The sequence below is a fragment of the Streptomyces sp. NPDC058470 genome, from assembly GCF_042721055.1.
Lineage (GTDB): Bacteria > Actinomycetota > Actinomycetes > Streptomycetales > Streptomycetaceae > Streptomyces.
This window is the reverse complement of record NZ_JBHXMF010000035.1, coordinates 34,166-50,782: the sequence shown is the minus strand read 5'-3', so window position 1 is coordinate 50,782 and position 16,617 is coordinate 34,166. Positions and strand designations below refer to the sequence as shown.

General features: G+C 69.1%; 14 protein-coding genes. 9 read left to right on the top strand and 5 right to left on the bottom strand.

Annotated elements, in window-relative coordinates; genetic code table 11:
* Positions 1 to 27: 27 nt before the first annotated feature.
* A complete protein-coding gene (locus ACFWP7_RS24955) occupies positions 28 to 1,299 on the bottom strand; it encodes an extracellular solute-binding protein (protein WP_384384888.1) in 1,272 nt (423 codons plus the stop codon).
* 465 nt (positions 1,300 to 1,764) lie between these two features.
* On the opposite strand from ACFWP7_RS24955, the gene ACFWP7_RS24950 reads away from it, so the two are divergent.
* The gene (locus tag ACFWP7_RS24950; protein ID WP_384384885.1) at positions 1,765 to 2,799 is read left to right on the top strand and encodes a LacI family DNA-binding transcriptional regulator; all 1,035 of its coding nucleotides are present in this window, start codon (positions 1,765 to 1,767) and stop codon (positions 2,797 to 2,799) included.
* Between the two features lie 120 nt (positions 2,800 to 2,919).
* Positions 2,920 to 3,780, top strand: a complete 861-nt coding sequence (locus tag ACFWP7_RS24945) for a phosphatase PAP2 family protein (RefSeq protein WP_384384883.1) — start codon at positions 2,920 to 2,922, stop codon at positions 3,778 to 3,780.
* A gap of 19 nt (positions 3,781 to 3,799) precedes the next feature.
* Here ACFWP7_RS24945 and ACFWP7_RS24940 read toward each other — a convergent pair whose 3' ends face one another.
* On the bottom strand, positions 3,800 to 4,702 hold the full coding sequence (locus ACFWP7_RS24940) for a LysR family transcriptional regulator (RefSeq protein WP_384384880.1): 903 nt from the start codon (positions 4,700 to 4,702) through the stop codon (positions 3,800 to 3,802).
* 71 nt (positions 4,703 to 4,773) lie between these two features.
* Here ACFWP7_RS24940 and ACFWP7_RS24935 point away from each other — a divergent pair, with 71 nt between their 5' ends.
* Positions 4,774 to 5,709 carry a DMT family transporter gene (locus ACFWP7_RS24935; RefSeq protein WP_384384878.1) on the top strand — a complete coding sequence of 312 codons (936 nt, stop codon included), beginning with the start codon at positions 4,774 to 4,776 and terminating at the stop codon, positions 5,707 to 5,709.
* 250 nt (positions 5,710 to 5,959) lie between these two features.
* Here the strand turns inward: ACFWP7_RS24935 and ACFWP7_RS24930 are convergent, their stop codons facing one another.
* Positions 5,960 to 8,962, bottom strand: a complete 3,003-nt coding sequence (locus ACFWP7_RS24930) for a bifunctional [glutamine synthetase] adenylyltransferase/[glutamine synthetase]-adenylyl-L-tyrosine phosphorylase (RefSeq protein WP_384384875.1) — start codon at positions 8,960 to 8,962, stop codon at positions 5,960 to 5,962.
* A gap of 89 nt (positions 8,963 to 9,051) precedes the next feature.
* Positions 9,052 to 9,972: a hypothetical protein gene (locus ACFWP7_RS24925; RefSeq protein ID WP_384384871.1), complete on the bottom strand. Its 921-nt coding sequence runs from the start codon at positions 9,970 to 9,972 to the stop codon at positions 9,052 to 9,054.
* Between the two features lie 198 nt (positions 9,973 to 10,170).
* Here ACFWP7_RS24925 and ACFWP7_RS24920 point away from each other — a divergent pair, with 198 nt between their 5' ends.
* From ACFWP7_RS24920 to ACFWP7_RS24900, 5 genes are all read left to right on the top strand, one after another.
* Entirely contained in the window at positions 10,171 to 10,911 is a 741-nt protein-coding gene (locus ACFWP7_RS24920; RefSeq protein WP_384384868.1) for a helix-turn-helix transcriptional regulator, read from the top strand.
* Positions 10,912 to 11,009: 98 nt separating this feature from the next.
* Positions 11,010 to 11,525: a pyridoxamine 5'-phosphate oxidase family protein gene (locus ACFWP7_RS24915; protein WP_384384865.1), complete on the top strand. Its 516-nt coding sequence runs from the start codon at positions 11,010 to 11,012 to the stop codon at positions 11,523 to 11,525.
* 82 nt (positions 11,526 to 11,607) lie between these two features.
* Positions 11,608 to 12,048 carry a VOC family protein gene (locus tag ACFWP7_RS24910; RefSeq protein WP_384384862.1) on the top strand — a complete coding sequence of 147 codons (441 nt, stop codon included), beginning with the start codon at positions 11,608 to 11,610 and terminating at the stop codon, positions 12,046 to 12,048.
* 53 nt (positions 12,049 to 12,101) lie between these two features.
* Positions 12,102 to 12,926, top strand: coding sequence for an aminoglycoside N(3)-acetyltransferase (locus ACFWP7_RS24905; protein WP_384384859.1), 825 nt, complete (start codon positions 12,102 to 12,104; stop codon positions 12,924 to 12,926).
* 432 nt (positions 12,927 to 13,358) lie between these two features.
* Complete coding sequence (locus ACFWP7_RS24900) at positions 13,359 to 13,808, top strand: hypothetical protein (RefSeq protein WP_384384856.1); 450 nt, start codon at positions 13,359 to 13,361, stop codon at positions 13,806 to 13,808.
* A gap of 433 nt (positions 13,809 to 14,241) precedes the next feature.
* On the opposite strand, the gene ACFWP7_RS24895 is transcribed toward ACFWP7_RS24900, so the two are convergent.
* Entirely contained in the window at positions 14,242 to 15,603 is a 1,362-nt protein-coding gene (locus tag ACFWP7_RS24895) for a glutamine synthetase family protein (protein ID WP_365439817.1), read from the bottom strand.
* Between the two features lie 337 nt (positions 15,604 to 15,940).
* Between ACFWP7_RS24895 and ACFWP7_RS24890 the strand changes: the two genes are divergently transcribed.
* A complete protein-coding gene (locus ACFWP7_RS24890) occupies positions 15,941 to 16,606 on the top strand; it encodes a DUF3105 domain-containing protein (protein WP_384384853.1) in 666 nt (221 codons plus the stop codon).
* The last annotated feature ends 11 nt before the right edge of the window (positions 16,607 to 16,617 follow it).

Here is a 16,617-nt window from a genome sequence, read left to right as displayed (position 1 = left end):
TTCAGGCAGATCCGGCGGCCACGACGGTCACTTGCTGAAGTCGGGGACCAGCTTGGCAATCGCGGTTTCCGCGTTGCCCAGCCCCTTGTCCAGCGATTCGTTGCCGGCGGCGACCTTGTTCAGCTCGGTGTCGAGCGGGCCCCACAGCGAGCTGTACTCGGGCAGCGCCGGACGCGGCTGGGCGGCGGCGAGCACCGTCTGGTAGCCGGCGATGCCCGGGTCTGCCTTGACCTCCGCGGTGTAGGCGTCGTCGCGGGTCGGCAGCGTGGAGTTCTTGAGGGCGATCGTCTCCTGGGACTTCGCCGAGGTCATGAACTTCAGGAACTTCAGCGACGCTTCCTGGTGGGCCTTGTCCGAGCCCGCGTAGACGGACAGGTTGTGGCCGCCGGTCGGGGCGCCCGCCTTGCCGGTGGAACCGGCCGGGACGCTGACAATGCCGAGGTTGGCCTTGTCCTTGAAGGCCGAGCCCTGGTAGAAGTTCGTGATCTCCCAGGGTCCCTGGATGATCGAGGCGACCTTGCCGCTGACGAACGCCTCCTGGATGTGGGCGTACGCGTCGACGGTGGTGTCGGCCTTGTGCAGACCGTCGCCGTCGAACAGGCCTTCCCAGGTCTCGTAACCCTTGACCGCGGCGGCGGAGTTGACGGTGATCTTCTTGGCGGCGGCGTCGACCGTGTCGGTGCCCTCGCCGTAGAGGAAGGACTGCGCGTAGTACGCCTGGGTGGAGCCCCAGTAGCCGTCGACGCCGGTCTTCTTCTTGATCGTGGCGGCGGCGGCCTTGAGCTCGTCCCACGTCGTGGGTGCCGCAACGCCGGCCTGCTCGAAGATCGCCTTGTTGTAGACAAGGGCGAGCGTGTCGGTCACCAGCGGTACGCCGTACGTCTTGCCGTCGTACTTGGCCTGCTCGATCAGGCTGGGCTGGAACTTGCTCTCGTCCGCGAGGGCCTCGGTGCCGTCCAGCGGCAGGAAGAAGCCCTTCTTCGCGAAGGCGGGGGTCCAGCCGACCTCGGAGCGCAGAACGTCGGGGGCGCCGCTGGCACCGGCGGCCGTGTCGAACTTGTTCTGCGCCTGGTCGAAGGGGACGTTGACGTAACTGACCTTGACGTCGGGGTTGGCCGTCTCGAATTCCTTGACCAGAGCCTGGTACGTCGGTGCCTCATTGGTGGCGTTGGAGGTGTCCCACCAGGTGATGGTGGTAGGTCCTTCCGACTTGTCGCTGCCGCTGTCACTGCCGCCGCAGGCCGTCGCCGCGAGGGCGAGGGAAGCCACCAGAGCGGTGGCCGCTATGCCACGCCGCATGAGATCTCCTTGAGGGTGAAAGCCCGAGTGGGTGAGGCAGCGGTCCCGCCCGCTCCCCCTGCCGACTTGCCGACTGCGCCGTTGCGTCCGCCGGGCGACGTGAACGTAACAGCGTTGAAAGCGCCGCGAAAGGCCTTGCAGCAAAAAAGTGCAAGGACTGCCCAGAGTTACGTCCCCGTGACCTCTCCCCGACCTCCACAACCCCCTGAACAAGGCCGCTCAGCAGACACGGGACCCCTGTGCAAGACTCTGCAAGCTCTTGCCACACCTGCCGGGTACGAGGATCATCGCCCCGTCAGCGCCTTGCAGGAGTCACCCCTTCCCGCGGCGCAGGCCCGGGACGCCGAGCCGACCACTACACGAGGGAGCGCGATGACGCAGCAGCCCGGAGCGGGCCGTTCAACCGCCCGCACACGGCGTCCGGTTGGTGGGCACGGCGAGAACCGGCCGGTACAGTCCACTCCCGTGACCACACGGCTTGCCGACATCGCAGCCCAGGCGGGCGTCAGCGAGGCGACCGTCAGCCGCGTCCTGAACGGGAAGCCGGGCGTCGCCGCGACCACCCGCCAGACCGTCCTGGCCGCACTCGACGTCCTCGGCTACGAGCGCCCCGTACGACTTCGGCAGCGCAGCGAGGGCCTGGTCGGCCTGATCACGCCGGAGCTCGAGAACCCCATATTTCCCGCGCTTGCGCAAGTCATCGGCCAGGCACTGACACGGCAGGGCTACACGCCGGTCCTCGCGACCCAGACCCCGGGCGGCTCCACCGAGGACGAGCTGACGGAGATGCTGGTGGACCGCGGCGTCGCCGGCATCATCTTCGTCTCGGGCCTGCACGCGGACACCTCGGCGGACATGCAGCGCTACGACCAGTTGCGCGCCCAGGGCGTCCCGTTCGTCCTCGTGGACGGTTTCTCGCCGAAGGTCCAGGCGCCGTTCATCTCACCGGACGACCGCGCGGCGATGGCTCTGGCCGTCACCCACCTCGTCTCGCTCGGCCACACCCACATCGGGCTCGCGTTGGGCCCCAAGCGGTTCGTGCCCGTGCAGCGCAAGATCGAGGGCTTCATACGCACGATGCAGGACCTGTTGGGGCTGACCGCGGCCGACATCGAGGAGCGACTGGTCCAGCACTCGCTGTACACGCTGGAGGGCGGCCAGGCCGCGGCCTCCGCGCTGATGGACCGCGACTGTACGGCCGTCGTGTGTGCCAGCGACATGATGGCGCTGGGCGCGATAAGGGCGGCGCGGCAGCGTGGTCTGGACGTCCCGAAGGACGTCTCGGTCGTCGGCTTCGACGACTCCCCCCTCATCGCCTTCACCGACCCGCCGCTCACGACGGTCCGCAAGCCGGTGCCCGCCATGGGACAGGCGGCGGTTCGGACACTGCTGGAGGAGATCGGCGGGACGCCCGCGCCGCACAGCGAGTTCGTGTTCATGCCGGAGCTGGTGGTGCGCGGTTCGACGGCTTCGGCCCCCGGGGACCGAAATCGTCCGTAATCCTCCTTGAGAAGGAGCCCGTACGGCACTCGTCGGAGTCCTCTCGCCGTAGAACATGCGGCCCGGACCCGACCAAGGGATGATCTGTGAGGCAAGGCTTTTCTGGCAGACTCTGTGCCTATGGGTGAGACAACCGTGACGACACTGGAAGGCCGGGAGCAGAGTGCTTCACAGCCCGTCGCGGAGGAGAAAGCGGGGCGGCGTTTCCTGCGTCGGCTGCGGACCCCGCGTCGCCCCCGCCTCTGGTTCGAGATCCTGCTCATCGCGGTCAGTTACTGGACGTATTCGCTGATCCGGAACGCGGTTCCGGAGCAGCGCGGACAGGCCCTGCGCAACGCCGACTGGATCTGGCGCACGGAACACCAGCTCGGCATCGCCTTCGAGGAATCCGTCAACCACGCCGTGAACTCGGTGACTTGGCTGATCATCGGGATGAACTACTACTACGCGACACTGCACTTCGTGGTGACGCTGGGTGTTCTGGTGTGGCTGTACCGCAGCCACCCCGGCCGCTACGCGGCGACGCGCCTCGCCCTCTTCGCCACCACGGCGGTGGCCCTCGTCGGCTACTACTTCTACCCGCTGGCGCCGCCCCGCCTGATGAGCGGCAGCACCTTCGTCGACACCGTGCTGGTCCACCAGACCTGGGGTTCCATGGCCTCCGGCGACCTGAAGCACATGTCCAACCAGTACGCCGCGATGCCGTCCATGCACATCGGCTGGTCCCTGTGGTGCGGCCTCACCATCTTCGCCCTGGCCTCCGCCCCCTGGGCCCGCATCCTCGGACTCCTCTACCCGATGGCGACCCTGGTGGTCATCGTCGCCACGGCCAACCACTTCTGGCTGGACGCGGTGGGCGGCATGCTCTGCCTGGCCTTCGGCTTCGCGGTGGCACGGCTCTGGTACGGGGCACTTCCGTACGCGCTGCCGCGGTGGGTACCGAGCTCACGCAAGGCACGGCTGCTACCCGTCAAGGCGTGAGGCCCCGCTGCCCGGTCGGTCACATGTCCGCACGGGCCGCTTCCCGCAGGGCGTCGATCAGCCCCCGCAGTGCCGGCTGCTGTGGCGCCGTCGCCCGCACCGCCAGGTAGATCGCCCGCTGCGGCTCGGGGGAACGCACCTTGCGGATGACGACGTCCGGATGGAGCCCCCCGAGCCCGAGACGCGGAATGAGGCTGACACCCAGCCCGGCCGCCACGAAGCCCTGGGCGGTCACATAGTCCTCGCTCTCGACCACGAACCCGGGCCTGAACCCGGCCGCGGCGCAGGCGTCGAGCTGAGCGTCGAGACAGGGCCCCGGCCGCTCGCTCCCGACCCACGGCTCATCGGCGAGGTCGGCCAGTTCGAGCGAGCGCCTCCCGGCGAGCCGGTGCCCCTTGGGCAGCACGGCGCGGTACGGATCGTCGAGCAGATGCAGCAGCTGTACGCCCTCGGGGCCGCCCGAGTCATGGGGCGGCCGCACGACGAGCGCCAGGTCGGCTCGCCCCTCCTTCACGTCGGGCAGCGGATCCTCGGGATCGACGAGCTTCAACTCGACCTCGACATCAGGATGTCCGACCCGGAACCGGGCAATGGCAGGAGCCACCAGCGAAGCCCCGGCCGTGGCGAAGTAGCGCACCGCGAGCCGCCCCGTACGCCCGGCACGCAGATCGCCGAGGGCGGTCTCCGCCTCGGCGACCTGCCGCCCGATGACATCGGCGTACTCGGACAGCAACCGCCCCGCCGCGGTCGGCCGCACACCACGCCCCACCCGCTCCAACAACTCGACCCCGGCCTGCTTCTCCAGGGCGGCGATCTGCTGACTGACCGCGGACGGCGTGTACCCCAGATCCGCCGCAGCAGCAGTAACCGACCCGCACCCCACCACGGCCGACAGAACCTGCATACGCCTCACATCAAGCATGTAGCTCAGCTTAACAGTGCATGCAGCACTCTTCACTTGTCCTCACGAGTTACTTCCAGGACCGTGGACCCATGCCAAGCTCCCGCTCCCTCGCCTCCTCCCTCCGCATGGGCGCCCTGGCCCTCCTGTGGGGCTCGGGCTTCCTCTGGATCAAACTGGCCCTGAACCACGGCCTGTCCCCCACCCACATCACGGTCACGCGCTGCGCCCTGGGCACAGCGGTCCTCCTGTTCCTGGCCCGCAGGGCGAAACAGCACCTCCCCCGCTCCCGCAGGCTCTGGGCCCACCTCGCCGTCGCGGCACTCTTCTGCAACGCCATCCCCTTCGCCCTCTTCGCCATCGGCGAGCAGACGGTGGACTCCGGCATCGCGGGCGTCCTGAACGCGACGACCCCCCTCTGGTCCCTCCTCATCGGCTTCCTCCTCGGCACCGACCAGGGCCTCCACCCACTACGCCTGACCGGCCTCTTCCTGGGCTTCGCCGGCGTACTCCTGATCTTCGCCCCCTGGCACCAGGAGGGCCTGGCCAGCTGGGGAGCACTGACCCTCCTGGCCGCCGCGGCAAGCTATGCGATCGCCTTCGCGTACATGGCCCGCCACCTCACCATCCACGGGGCCCCCTTGGCCGTCTCGGCGGCCCAACTCCTCACCGCCACGGCCTGGAGCACCCTGGCCCTCCCCGCCGGGGGGTCCCTCGGCGACATCGACGTCACGGCCGTACTCGCCGTCACCACCCTGGGCATCTTCGCCACCGGCATCACCTTCTACCTCAACTACCGCATGATCGCCGAAGAGGGCCCCACCAGCGCCGCCACCGTCGGCTACCTCCTCCCCGTCGTCTCCGTAGCCCTCGGCGCCCTGATCCTCGACGAACAGATCGGCCTCCGCGTGATCGTCGGCATGGCCATAGTCCTGACGGGCGTAGCCCTGTCCCGCAAAAAGCCGCAGCCAAGGCCGGAACAACAAGTAGCGGCCCCCGTCGCACCCGCACCGGCAACCGGCCGATAGGGCCCGGGGGCCGACCCGCAGCCGCAAACGGCGGCAAGGGACCCGGGGACCGACGCACAGCCGCAGCCGCAAACGGCGGGAAGGGGCCGGGGCCGGTACATCACATGCCCGTCGCGTACGTCCGCGTCACCGGACGCCCGCTTCCCGCCCAAGGTCTGATCCGTCGGCGACGGGCGGATGTACCGGCCCCCGGCCCCGGCCCACCCACATACCGCAGGCGAACCGGCGGCGCCCCGCCGACGGCCACGGCTCACGCCCCGTAGAACAACTCGTCCACCAGCCCCCGAGCCCGCCGGGTAATCCGCCGATAGTCATCGAGCATGTCCCCCACATGCCCCGACCCGTACCCCAAGTACCGCCCCACCGCAGCCAGTTCCCGCCCATCCGAAGGAAACGTATCCCCCGCCCGCCCCCGCACCAGCATCACCGCGTTCCGCACCCGCGTAGCCAACACCCACGCCTCATCCAGCACCGCCGCGTCCTCCCCCACCAACAGCCCCGCCGCACACGCCGCGGCAAGCGCCTCCCGCGTCCGCGTGGTCCGCAACCCCGGCTCCGCCCACCCATGCCGAAGCTGCATCAACTGCACGGTCCACTCGACGTCGGACAGCCCGCCCCGCCCGAGCTTGGTGTGCAGCGTGGGATCGGCCCCGCGCGGCATCCGCTCCGACTCCATACGTGCCTTCAGCCGCCGGATATCCCGTACGGCATCGTCCCCGAGCCCCTCCGCCGGATACCGCAGCGGATCGATCAACTCGATGAACCGTCGCCCCAAGTCCGCATCCCCGGCGACGACTTCGGCCCGCAGCAACGCCTGCGCCTCCCACACCAGCGACCAGCGCCGGTAGTAGGCCTCATAGGACCGGAGCGTCCGCACAAGCGGCCCGGACTTCCCCTCGGGCCGCAGATCGGCGTCGATCAACAACGGCGGATCCGCACTCGAAATCTCAAGCAGCCGCCGCATCTCGGAGACAACGGCGTTGGCGGCCCGGGACGCCTCCTGCTCATCGACACCGTCCCGGGGCTCATGCACGAACAGCACATCGGCATCGGACCCGTAGCCCAGCTCATGCCCCCCGAACCGCCCCATGCCGATGACCGCGAACCGCGTCGGCAGGGTGTCCCCCCACCTGTCCCGCACCACGGCCCGCAGCGTCCCCGCGAGGGTCGCCGCCGTCAGATCGGACACCGCCCCGCCGACCAGGTCCACCAGCGCGCCCTGGTCGGCGACGACGGGGATCTCCTCGGTGCCGTAGGAGGCGACGATGTCCATCGCCGCCGTACGGAACAACTCACGCCGCCGCACGCCACGCGCCGCCGTGACGGCCTGCTCGCCCCCGTCTGCCCGACCCACGGCCGCGAGGATCTCCTGTTCGAGATGGGCGCGGGACCGCGGTTCGAGCCCGCCCCTCCCGCCGTCCCCGTCACCGAGCAGCGCGACCGCCTCCGGGGCACGCAACAACAGGTCGGGCGCGAGCCGCCCGGCGGACAGCACCCGCGCCAGATTCTCGGCGGCGGCGCCCTCGTCCCTCAACAGCCGCAGATACCAAGGGGTCTTGCCCAACGCGTCGGACACCTTGCGGAAGTTGAGCAGCCCCGCATCCGGATCGGCGGAATCCGCGAACCACCCCAACAGCACGGGCAACAGCGTCCGTTGAATCGCGGCCTTGCGCGACACCCCGGAGGCCAGCGCCTCCAGATGCCGCAGCGCCGCCGCCGGGTCGGCGTACCCGAGAGCGACCAGCCGCTCCCGGGCCGCGTCGGCACTCAACCGCGTCTCCCCCGGCGCGAGTTGGGCAACGGCATCGAGCAGCGGCCGGTAGAAGAGCTTCTCGTGCAGTCGCCGTACGACGGCGGCGTGCCGCTTCCACTCGCGGTTCAGCTCGACGACGGGATCGGCGCGCAGGCCCAAGGACCGCCCGATGCGCCGCAGATCGGCGTCCTCCTCGGGCACGAGGTGGGTCCGGCGCAGCCGGTAGAGCTGTATCCGGTGCTCCATGGACCGCAGAAACCGGTAGGCCTCATCGAGCTGTACGGCATCCGCACGGCCCACATACCCACCGGCAGCCAGCGCCTTCAGCGCGTCAAGGGTGGTCCCACTCCTCAGCGAGGTATCGGCCCGCCCGTGCACCAACTGCAGCATCTGCACGGCGAATTCGACATCCCTCAAGCCCCCGGGCCCGAGCTTCAGCTCACGCTCGACCTCGGCGACGGGGATGTTCTCCACCACCCGGCGCCGCATCTTCTGGACGTCGGGGACGAAGTTGGTGCGCTCGGCGGCGTGCCAGACGAGCGGCGCGAGGGTGGCGACGTACTCCTCACCGAGCTTGAGGTCGCCGGCCACCGGACGCGCCTTGAGGAGCGCCTGGAACTCCCAGGTCTTGGCCCACCGTTGGTAGTACGCGAGGTGGCTGCTGAGGGTCCGCACCAGCGGCCCGTTCCGCCCCTCGGGCCGCAGGTTCGCGTCGACGGGCCAGATACTGCCTTCAACGGTCGTCTCGGAACAGATCCGCATCAGGTGCGAGGCAAGCCGACCGGCAGCCTGAACGGCCTTGCCCTCATCGGCCCCGTCCACCGCCTCCCCCACAAAGATCACGTCGACATCGGACACGTAATTGAGCTCGTGGCCACCACACTTGCCCATCGCGACGACGGCGAGCCGGCACAGCGCGGCATCGTCGGGCGCGGCGGCCTGCGCGATGGCGAGCGCGGCCCGCAGGGTCGCCGTCGCGAGGTCGGCGAGCTCGGCGGCGGTCTGTGCGAGATCGGTGGTGCCGCACACATCACGGGCGGCGATGGACAGCAGGCAGCGCCGGTAGAAAACCCGCAGGGACACGGGATCGGTCGCCGGGGCGAGCCCCCGCTCGAACTCCTCCACCCCTGGGTGCAGGTCCCGCGGCTCGTACGTCACGAGCTCCCGCCAGTCGCCCGGGTGCCGGGCGAGATGGTCACCGAGCGCGGCGGAGGCGCCGAGCACACCGAGCAGCCGGTCCCGCAGCGGCTTCGCCGCGATGAGCGTGTCGAGCAGCTCCCGCCGCGCCGCCGGCCCCTCCTGCGCCTCGACGAGCCGTACGAGCCCGAGCAGCGCCAGATCCGGGTCGGCGGTGGCTCCGAGCGCGTCGAGAAGTACCGGATCGGCCTTTATCGGCGCCAGCTCCACACTCTCCAGCAGCCGCTCGGCCCCCGACGGATCAGTGAAACCGTGCCGCAGCAGCCGCGTGAAGGTACTGCTCCTGCGCCCCGGCGCCGTCATCCCCGGCCCTCCCGTCGGATCAAGGTCGTACGACTTTGAGCGTAACCGGAGAGCCCGGCACGAGCGCCGGGAGCGCAGCAGGGGTGCGGTCAGCAGGTCACCACGATCGTCGCCGGACGGCCCGGGTCCACCCGCACCGTGCTGCCAGGGGTGCGGCCCGGGACGTCGATGCCGTCGAGAGGCGGTACGACCGCCACGGCGAGCGGCTGCCCGGCGAGCGGAACCTGGATCTGTCGTACGGTGCCGGGCCGTGCACCGCCCGGGTGCGACACGTACTGGACCTTGAGGCACTGCGACCGCAGGCTCGCCAGTACGTCCGTGACGGGCGCACCCGTCGCGACCGCCGGGAGCACCGCACTGCGGTTGGTCCGCTGGTCCTGGCCCGCGCACGCGGGACCGCTCGGCGGCGAGGTGGGCTGTCCGGACCGACCCCCGTGCGGTGCGGACAGTGTGAGCCGGACCAGCCGGCTTCCGCTCCCGGTGGAGTCCCACAGGTCCCCGGCAGCGGGGTTCGTGGTGTCGATGCGGATCGTGTCGCGGCGGAGCCACTGCACGGGGTGGCCGTCGAGATCGGCTCGCACCCACTGCGCGGTGTCCACGAGGAATCCCGTCTCGGCCTGGACCTCATCGGGTGGCGGCATCTCGGGTGCCCTCGCCGCCGCCCGGGAGGCCCGTTCCGTCCGTGCCCGAGGCCAGTGCCGCAGTACGACCAGCAGCTTGCCGGCGGGCCTGGCGAAGGGGTGGGTGCGGCCCGCGGCCACCACGTGCGTGCCCGCCGGAGCGACAGTGGTCCGGGAGGCCCCGGAGACCTGGATGCCGCCGAGCGCGTCGGCCTCGAAGCGCACGGCGGAGAACGCCGCACCGGCTCCCTTCGTCTCGTCGGCCGCAGTGATGGGCGCCGATGTGCACCCCGTGCCCAGCAGTGTGGTGACCAGGGAGGCGGCGCCCGCGACGAGGGTCGCGGGGTGGCGCGGGTGGGCGTGCGGGTTGTGGTGCCGGTGTGTACGCACAACATGAGTGCGCAGGTGAGAACGCATGGGTGCCTCTGTCTCTCCCGATGTCCCTCCCGACGGCCGGATGACCGTCTGTGTCGACACTGCGCCTGTCAAAGGCCGTAGCCCATTCGGCATTTGGCGAATCTCCGGGTCGCCGCGGCACCGTGGAGGCGTACATTCGCAGCAGACGAAGACCGGCCCCGGGAGGCCGCCATGTCAGCAACCGGAACGACGGCCGAGGCCCATCTGCGGCGCATGGCGGACGTCCTGGACGAGGCCCGGCGCGACCCCTCGGACGGGGTGCCTCCGACGTGCCTGTTGTTCGGGCTGCAGAGCCTCGTCCCCTGTGACGGCGTCAGCTTCTCCGAGCTGGACATCCCGACCAGGAAGGAGCTCAACGAGCAGGCCACGATGGACGACGAAGGCGAATGCTCGATCGACGGGTACTGGCGCTGGCGCCACCAGTACCTGCAGTGTCTGCAGGTCTCACGGCCGCACAGCAATCCCGAGACCACGCAGATGGCGGACTTCATGTCGGTGCGCCGGCTGACGAGCCTGGCGATCTACACCGAGTTCATCTCCCCGTTCAAGACCATCGCGTCCATCGCCCTGCCCACCGCCCCGAACCGCACGCGCGTCATCCAGCTCTTCCGCGAGGGCCCGAAACCGTTCAGCGACCACGAGATGACCACGCTGAGTCTGCTGGCCCCGCACGTGTACGCGCTCTACCGCGAGGCGGCCGACCGGCGCCGGCCCCCCGTGCGGCTCACCCTGCGCGAACTGGAAGTGCTGCGCTGCGTGGCCCGCGGCCTGACCACCCCGCAGATAGCCGAACAGCTCGTCGTCTCCCGTAGCACCGTCCGCAAGCACCTGGAGAACGCCTTCAACCGCCTCGGGGTGTCCAGCCGGACGGCGGCGGTGGCACGGGTGTTCCCGCAACCCGAGGCGCCCTGAGCCGAGCGGCCGGAGATTTCCCGCGGGCACCGATGAGTCCCGCTGCCGTGCGAGGTCTTTCCTGTGCAGGGACCATGTCGTTCCAAGGAGGAGAGCCCATGTCCGATGTAGCACCGCACACCGAGCTCGACCCGCGCTACGGCAGTCCCGGAGCGACGCCGACTCCCTGGCCGCAGGCCCTGGCGCAGCTGGTCACGGCCGAGCTGTACTGGCTGTCGACGGTACGGCCGGACGGGCGGCCGCATGTGACGCCGCTGATCGGCGTCTGGCAGGACGGGGCGCTGCACTTCACGACGGGCGCGCAGGAGCGCAAGGCGCACAACCTCGCCGAGAATCCCGAGGTCGTCCTCACCACGGGCACCAACACCTGGGCCGAGGGCTACGATCTCGTCGTCGAGGGCGAGGCGGTCCGCGTCACCGACGACGCCCGGTTGCGCGGTCTGGCCAAGGCGTGGGAGGAGAAGTACGGCGCCCAGTGGCATTTCGACGTACGGGAGGACGGGACGTTCGACGGTGGCGGCGGCCCCGCTCTCGTCTTCGCCGTGGCGCCCCGCACCGTTTTCGGATTCGGTAAGGGGGAGCCGTTCAGCCAGACGCGCTGGCGGTTCGAGTGAGCTCGCGGATCGAGCAGACCCAACAGATCGAGTAGCTCAAGCAGATCAAGTGCGTGACGTCGTACGACAAAGGAGTCGTTCCATGGACATGACCCTCGAAGTGATCATGCTGCCGGTCACCGACGTGGACCGGGCCAAGGAGTTCTACCGCGACAAGGTCGGCTTCCACGTCGACCTCGACGGGGAGGTGATGGAGGGCGTACGGATCGTGCAGCTGACGCCGCCCGGTTCCGGGTGTTCCATCGCCCTCATCGACGGCCTCCCGATCCCGACGGGGACGCCGCAGCCGGGGACGTACCACGGGATGCAGCTGTGCGTGGAGGACGCCAAGGCTGCGTACGAGGAGCTGAGGGAGCGCGGTCTCGACGTCAGCGAGCCGCAGGCGTTCTCGCCGCAGGACGGCGCCACGTTCATGTACTTCAAGGACCCCGACGGCAACGGCTGGGCGATCCAGGAGTACCGCCAGCGGGCGACGCGGCCCCTGCACCAGCTTCTCAGCGAACTGGCCACGCAGCGCCAGTAGTTCGCCGGCGGCGCCCCGGCACCGGAAGCCGCGGCGGGGAGGGACGGGACACTTTGCGCCCAGTTTCCGGCGGGACCGAACTCACCGACTCCCAGCTCACTCAGCAGCTCACCGAACTGGGAGTCGGTGAGGGCGGCGTCCTGCTGGTGCACGCTTCCCTGCGGTCTCTCGGAAAGGTCGAGGGAGGAGCGGCCTCCGTGCTGCGCGCGTTACGCCGCGCACTCGGCCCCGACGGCACCCTGGTCGTTCCCGCGTTCACCTCGGACAACTCCGATACGTCGGCCGCACACGGGGAACGTGTCCGCGGCCTGAGCGACGAAGCCCGAACCGCCTTCCGGGAGCGCATGCCGCCGTTCGACCGGGCGGCCACCCCGTCGACCGGCGTGGGCATCCTGGCCGAGACGACCCGCCTCCACCCGGACTCACTGCGCAGCGCCCACCCCCAGACCTCGTTCGCCGCCCTGGGCCCCCGGGCGGCGAAGGTCATCGACGACCATCATCTCGACTGCCACCTGGGCGAGAGGTCACCACTGGCCCGGCTCTACGAGCTCCGTGCCCGGATCCTCCTGCTCGGCGTCGACTTCGACCGCTGCACCGCTTTCCATCTCGGCGAGTACAGAGTCGACTCCCCGCCGCGGCGGTCCTACAGATGCGTGGTCCGGCTGGACGGCCGACGTCAGTGGTGGGAGTACGCCGATGTCGCCTTGGACGACAGCGATTTCGGCACCCTGGGCGCGGAGTTCGAGCGTGCGGCCTCGGGGACGGCGACCGTGCGCGTCGGCACGGTGGGGGCGGCACGGTGCCGCCTGGTGGGCTTCGTGGACGCGGTCGATTACGCGCAGGGATGGCTCCCCGGGCATCGCGTCGTCGGCCGCTAGTTTTCCGGCAGGGAACACCGTAGGGCCACGGTCCTACGTGGCGTTCTGGCGCGATGACCCTGCTGAGTTGCGTCACAGCACCGGACGGGCGCAGATGGAATCCTCAACTCCCTTTTGATTTCACCGCGTTACCCATATCAGCCGCTGCTTCCCCTGCCTCAAATTTCCCTCAGATCACTGTGCCGTGCGCGATCACACGACATAGGTTGACCTGACCCCATCAAGTGGACGGGGTACGGGGCGCGCGGTTCCTCCCAAGGAATTTGCCACGCAGGGTGAAACGGGGAAATGACCATGAGTAAAAGACTGGCTTCGATAGCTGTGGCTACTGGTATCGCTGCGGCCTCGATCGTGGTGCTCGGGCCGGTGACCTCGGCCGGCGCAGCACCGATTGTCTGTGAGCCTGGGTACAAGCACGGCACCTGGTCCGGTATGAGCAAGAAATGGGTGATCACTCACGCCAAGCAGCTGAGTATCCCCAGTGGCGGCACGGGCACTCTCACGAAGTCCGCGACCTATCGCAAGACGGAGAGCTCGGGCCGGGAGGTGACCGCCGGTGTCTCGTACTCCGCCAGCTGGGTGATCTCCAGTATGGACGCCCAAGTCTCCGGGACACTTACCAAGGCCGGCGAGAAGACGAAGGAAAAGAGCGAGTCGGTCACCTACAACTTCAACAAGTCGGGGGTCTACGTCGTCTTCAGCGGGGTGAAGAAGGCCTCTGGTTACTACACGGCCAAGACCTGCAATTCGTCCGGTACAGGCTGGACGAAGTCGGGAAGCGGGAAGGCCAGGAGCTGGAATATTGAGGGCGAGGGTGCGGTGAAGTGCACCGAGGCGCCTGCGGCGGGCACCGCGAAGCGTGCGGCCAAGGCGTACTGCTGACACCCTGCCGGTCAGACCGTCCGACCCGGTGACGGGCCGACCGCCGAACCAGCTCCGGTGATTACGGCCGGGCCTCCGACCCGAGGCCCGGCCGTTCTGCGTCCCCAGCAATATCGGGACAGATGAGTCCGGCCACTCCGGCCACTATGCCGATCGACGTGATCGTGTTGCTTTTCCCCTCGGCCACCCGGAGGAAATCGGAGTCCATGAATCCGTCTGGTTTTCCCGGCATCGAACTTCGTCCCGGGAGGGACGGCCGGGACACCTGACGCGACGAGGACGAAGATCGTCGATCGACAGCATGTGGGCGGCCCTCGGTACCGTGCCGGACGGCCCGGAGGCGCCCCGGAGCCTTTGAGACGACGTAGGGCCGACGGCCGCTGACCGTCGGCCCTACGTGTCGTTCCCGCGCGAGAGTCCCGCTGACCCGCGCCTACAGCACCGGCAAGTTCTTCCGGAGTTCGAAGGCCGTCACCTCGGAGCGGTACTCCTCCCACTCCTGCCGCTTGTTGCGGAGGAAGAAGTCGAAGACGTGTTCGCCGAGGGTTTCGGCGACGAGTTCGCTGCGTTCCATGAGGGTCAGGGCCTCGCCGAGGTTCTGGGGCAGGGGCTCGATGCCCATGGCGCGGCGCTCGGCGTCGGAGAGGGCCCAGACGTCGTCGTCGGCGCCGGGCGGGAGCTCGTAGCCCTCCTCGATGCCCTTGAGGCCGGCGGCGAGGAGCATCGCGTACGCCAGGTAGGGGTTCGCACCCGAGTCGAGGGAGCGGACCTCCACCCGCGCGGAGCCCGTCTTGCCCGGCTTGTACATCGGGACGCGGACGAGGGCGGAGCGGTTGTTGTGGCCCCAGCAGATGTACGAGGGGGCCTCACCGCCGGCGCCCGCGGTGCGCTCCGAGCCGCCCCAGATGCGCTTGTAGGAGTTGACCCACTGGTTGGTGACCGCGGAGATCTCCGCGGCGTGCTTCAGCAGGCCCGCGATGAAGGAGCGGCCGACCTTGGAGAGCTGGTACTCCGAGCCGGACTCGTAGAAGGCGTTGCGGTCGCCCTCGAAGAGCGAGAGGTGGGTGTGCATGCCCGAGCCGGGGTGCTCGGAGAACGGCTTGGGCATGAAGGTGGCCTGGATGCCCTGCTCCAGCGCGACCTGCTTCATGACCAGGCGGAACGTCATGATGTTGTCCGCCGTGGACAGCGCGTCGGCGTAGCGGAGGTCGATCTCCTGCTGGCCGGGCGCGCCCTCGTGGTGGGAGAACTCGACGGAGATGCCCATCGACTCCAGCATGGTGATCGCCTGACGGCGGAAGTCCATGCCGACGTTCTGCGGGGTGTGGTCGAAGTAGCCGGAGTTGTCCGCGGGGGTGGGCCGCGTACCGTCCAGCGGGCGGTCCTTCAGCAGGAAGAACTCGATCTCCGGGTGGGTGTAGAAAGTGAAGCCCAGGTCGGAGGTCTTGGTGAGGGTGCGCTTGAGGACGTAGCGCGGGTCCGCGAAGGACGGGGAGCCGTCCGGCATCAGGATGTCGCAGAACATCCGGGCCGTGCCCGGGGCCTCCGCGCGCCACGGCAGGACCTGGAAGGTCGAGGGGTCCGGCTTGGCGATCATGTCGGACTCGTATACGCGGGCGAAGCCCTCGATCGCCGAGCCGTCGAAGCCGATGCCCTCGTCGAAGGCCTGTTCCAGCTCCGCCGGGGCCACGGCCACCGACTTGAGGAAGCCGAGTACGTCCGTGAACCACAGGCGTACGAACCGGATGTCACGCTCCTCCAATGTCCGGAGCACGAACTCCTGCTGCTTGTCCATCTTCCGCTTCCACCCATCGTTGCTGGTCAGGCCGCCTGCTCCCACGCCTCGGGGACGGTCGGGGCTCCTGAGCATCCCACCACAACACCATTTCATGCGCGTTGCGGACCTTGATCGCCCGGCCTACGGGCGCCTTAACGCCTCGCATACGCCAGGTGTCCTGCTCTGATTCTGCTTCCGGGCCCTGCTCCGAGTCCCGCTGGAGGGTCTGCTGCGGGTCCGTCCTGATCCTGCCCCGCTGTCCATCTTGCCTGCTCGGGGGCTCATCCGGAATGGGCGGCCCCCGGCCCACTACGATCAGCTGTCCCGACCGTCCCTCCAGGTATAAGGACTCGCCATGGGTTCCGCGAAGAACACCGGAAACGCCTCCCGGCAGGCGCGCATAGCGGAGATGCGCCGCGCGGAGCAGTCCCGCGAGCGCCGCAATCGGATTCTCGTGATCGGCGCCAGTGTGGTCGTCGTCGTCGGGCTTGCCGTGGGTGGCGTCATTCTCGTCCGGTCGCAGTCCGGCAAGGAGGACACGGCGAGCGACTCCAAGGGGACCGCGGGGCACTTCGTCACGGGCTCGGACGGGGTGAAGACCTGGAGCGCGAAGCTCTCCCAGACGCATGTCACCAAGACCGTGGACTACCCGATGGAGCCCCCGGTCGGCGGTGACCACAACCAGGTCTGGATGAACTGCAACGGCGACGTCTACACCAAGGCGATCAACAACATGAACGCCGTGCACTCCCTGGAACACGGCGCGGTCTGGGTGACGTACAACAGCAAGGCCGCGGATGCCGACGTGCAGGCACTCGCGGAGAAGGTCAAGAAGACCCCGTACACGCTGATGAGCCCCGTCGAGGACCAGAAGGACCCGATCATGCTCAGCGCGTGGGGCAAGCAGCGCACGGTGACGAGCGCGACCGACGCCAATGTCGACAAGTTCTTCGAGTCCTTCGTGCAGGGCGACCAGACACCGGAGCCGGGCGCCGCCTGCACCGGCGGTCTGTCCCAGTGAGCCGAGGGAAC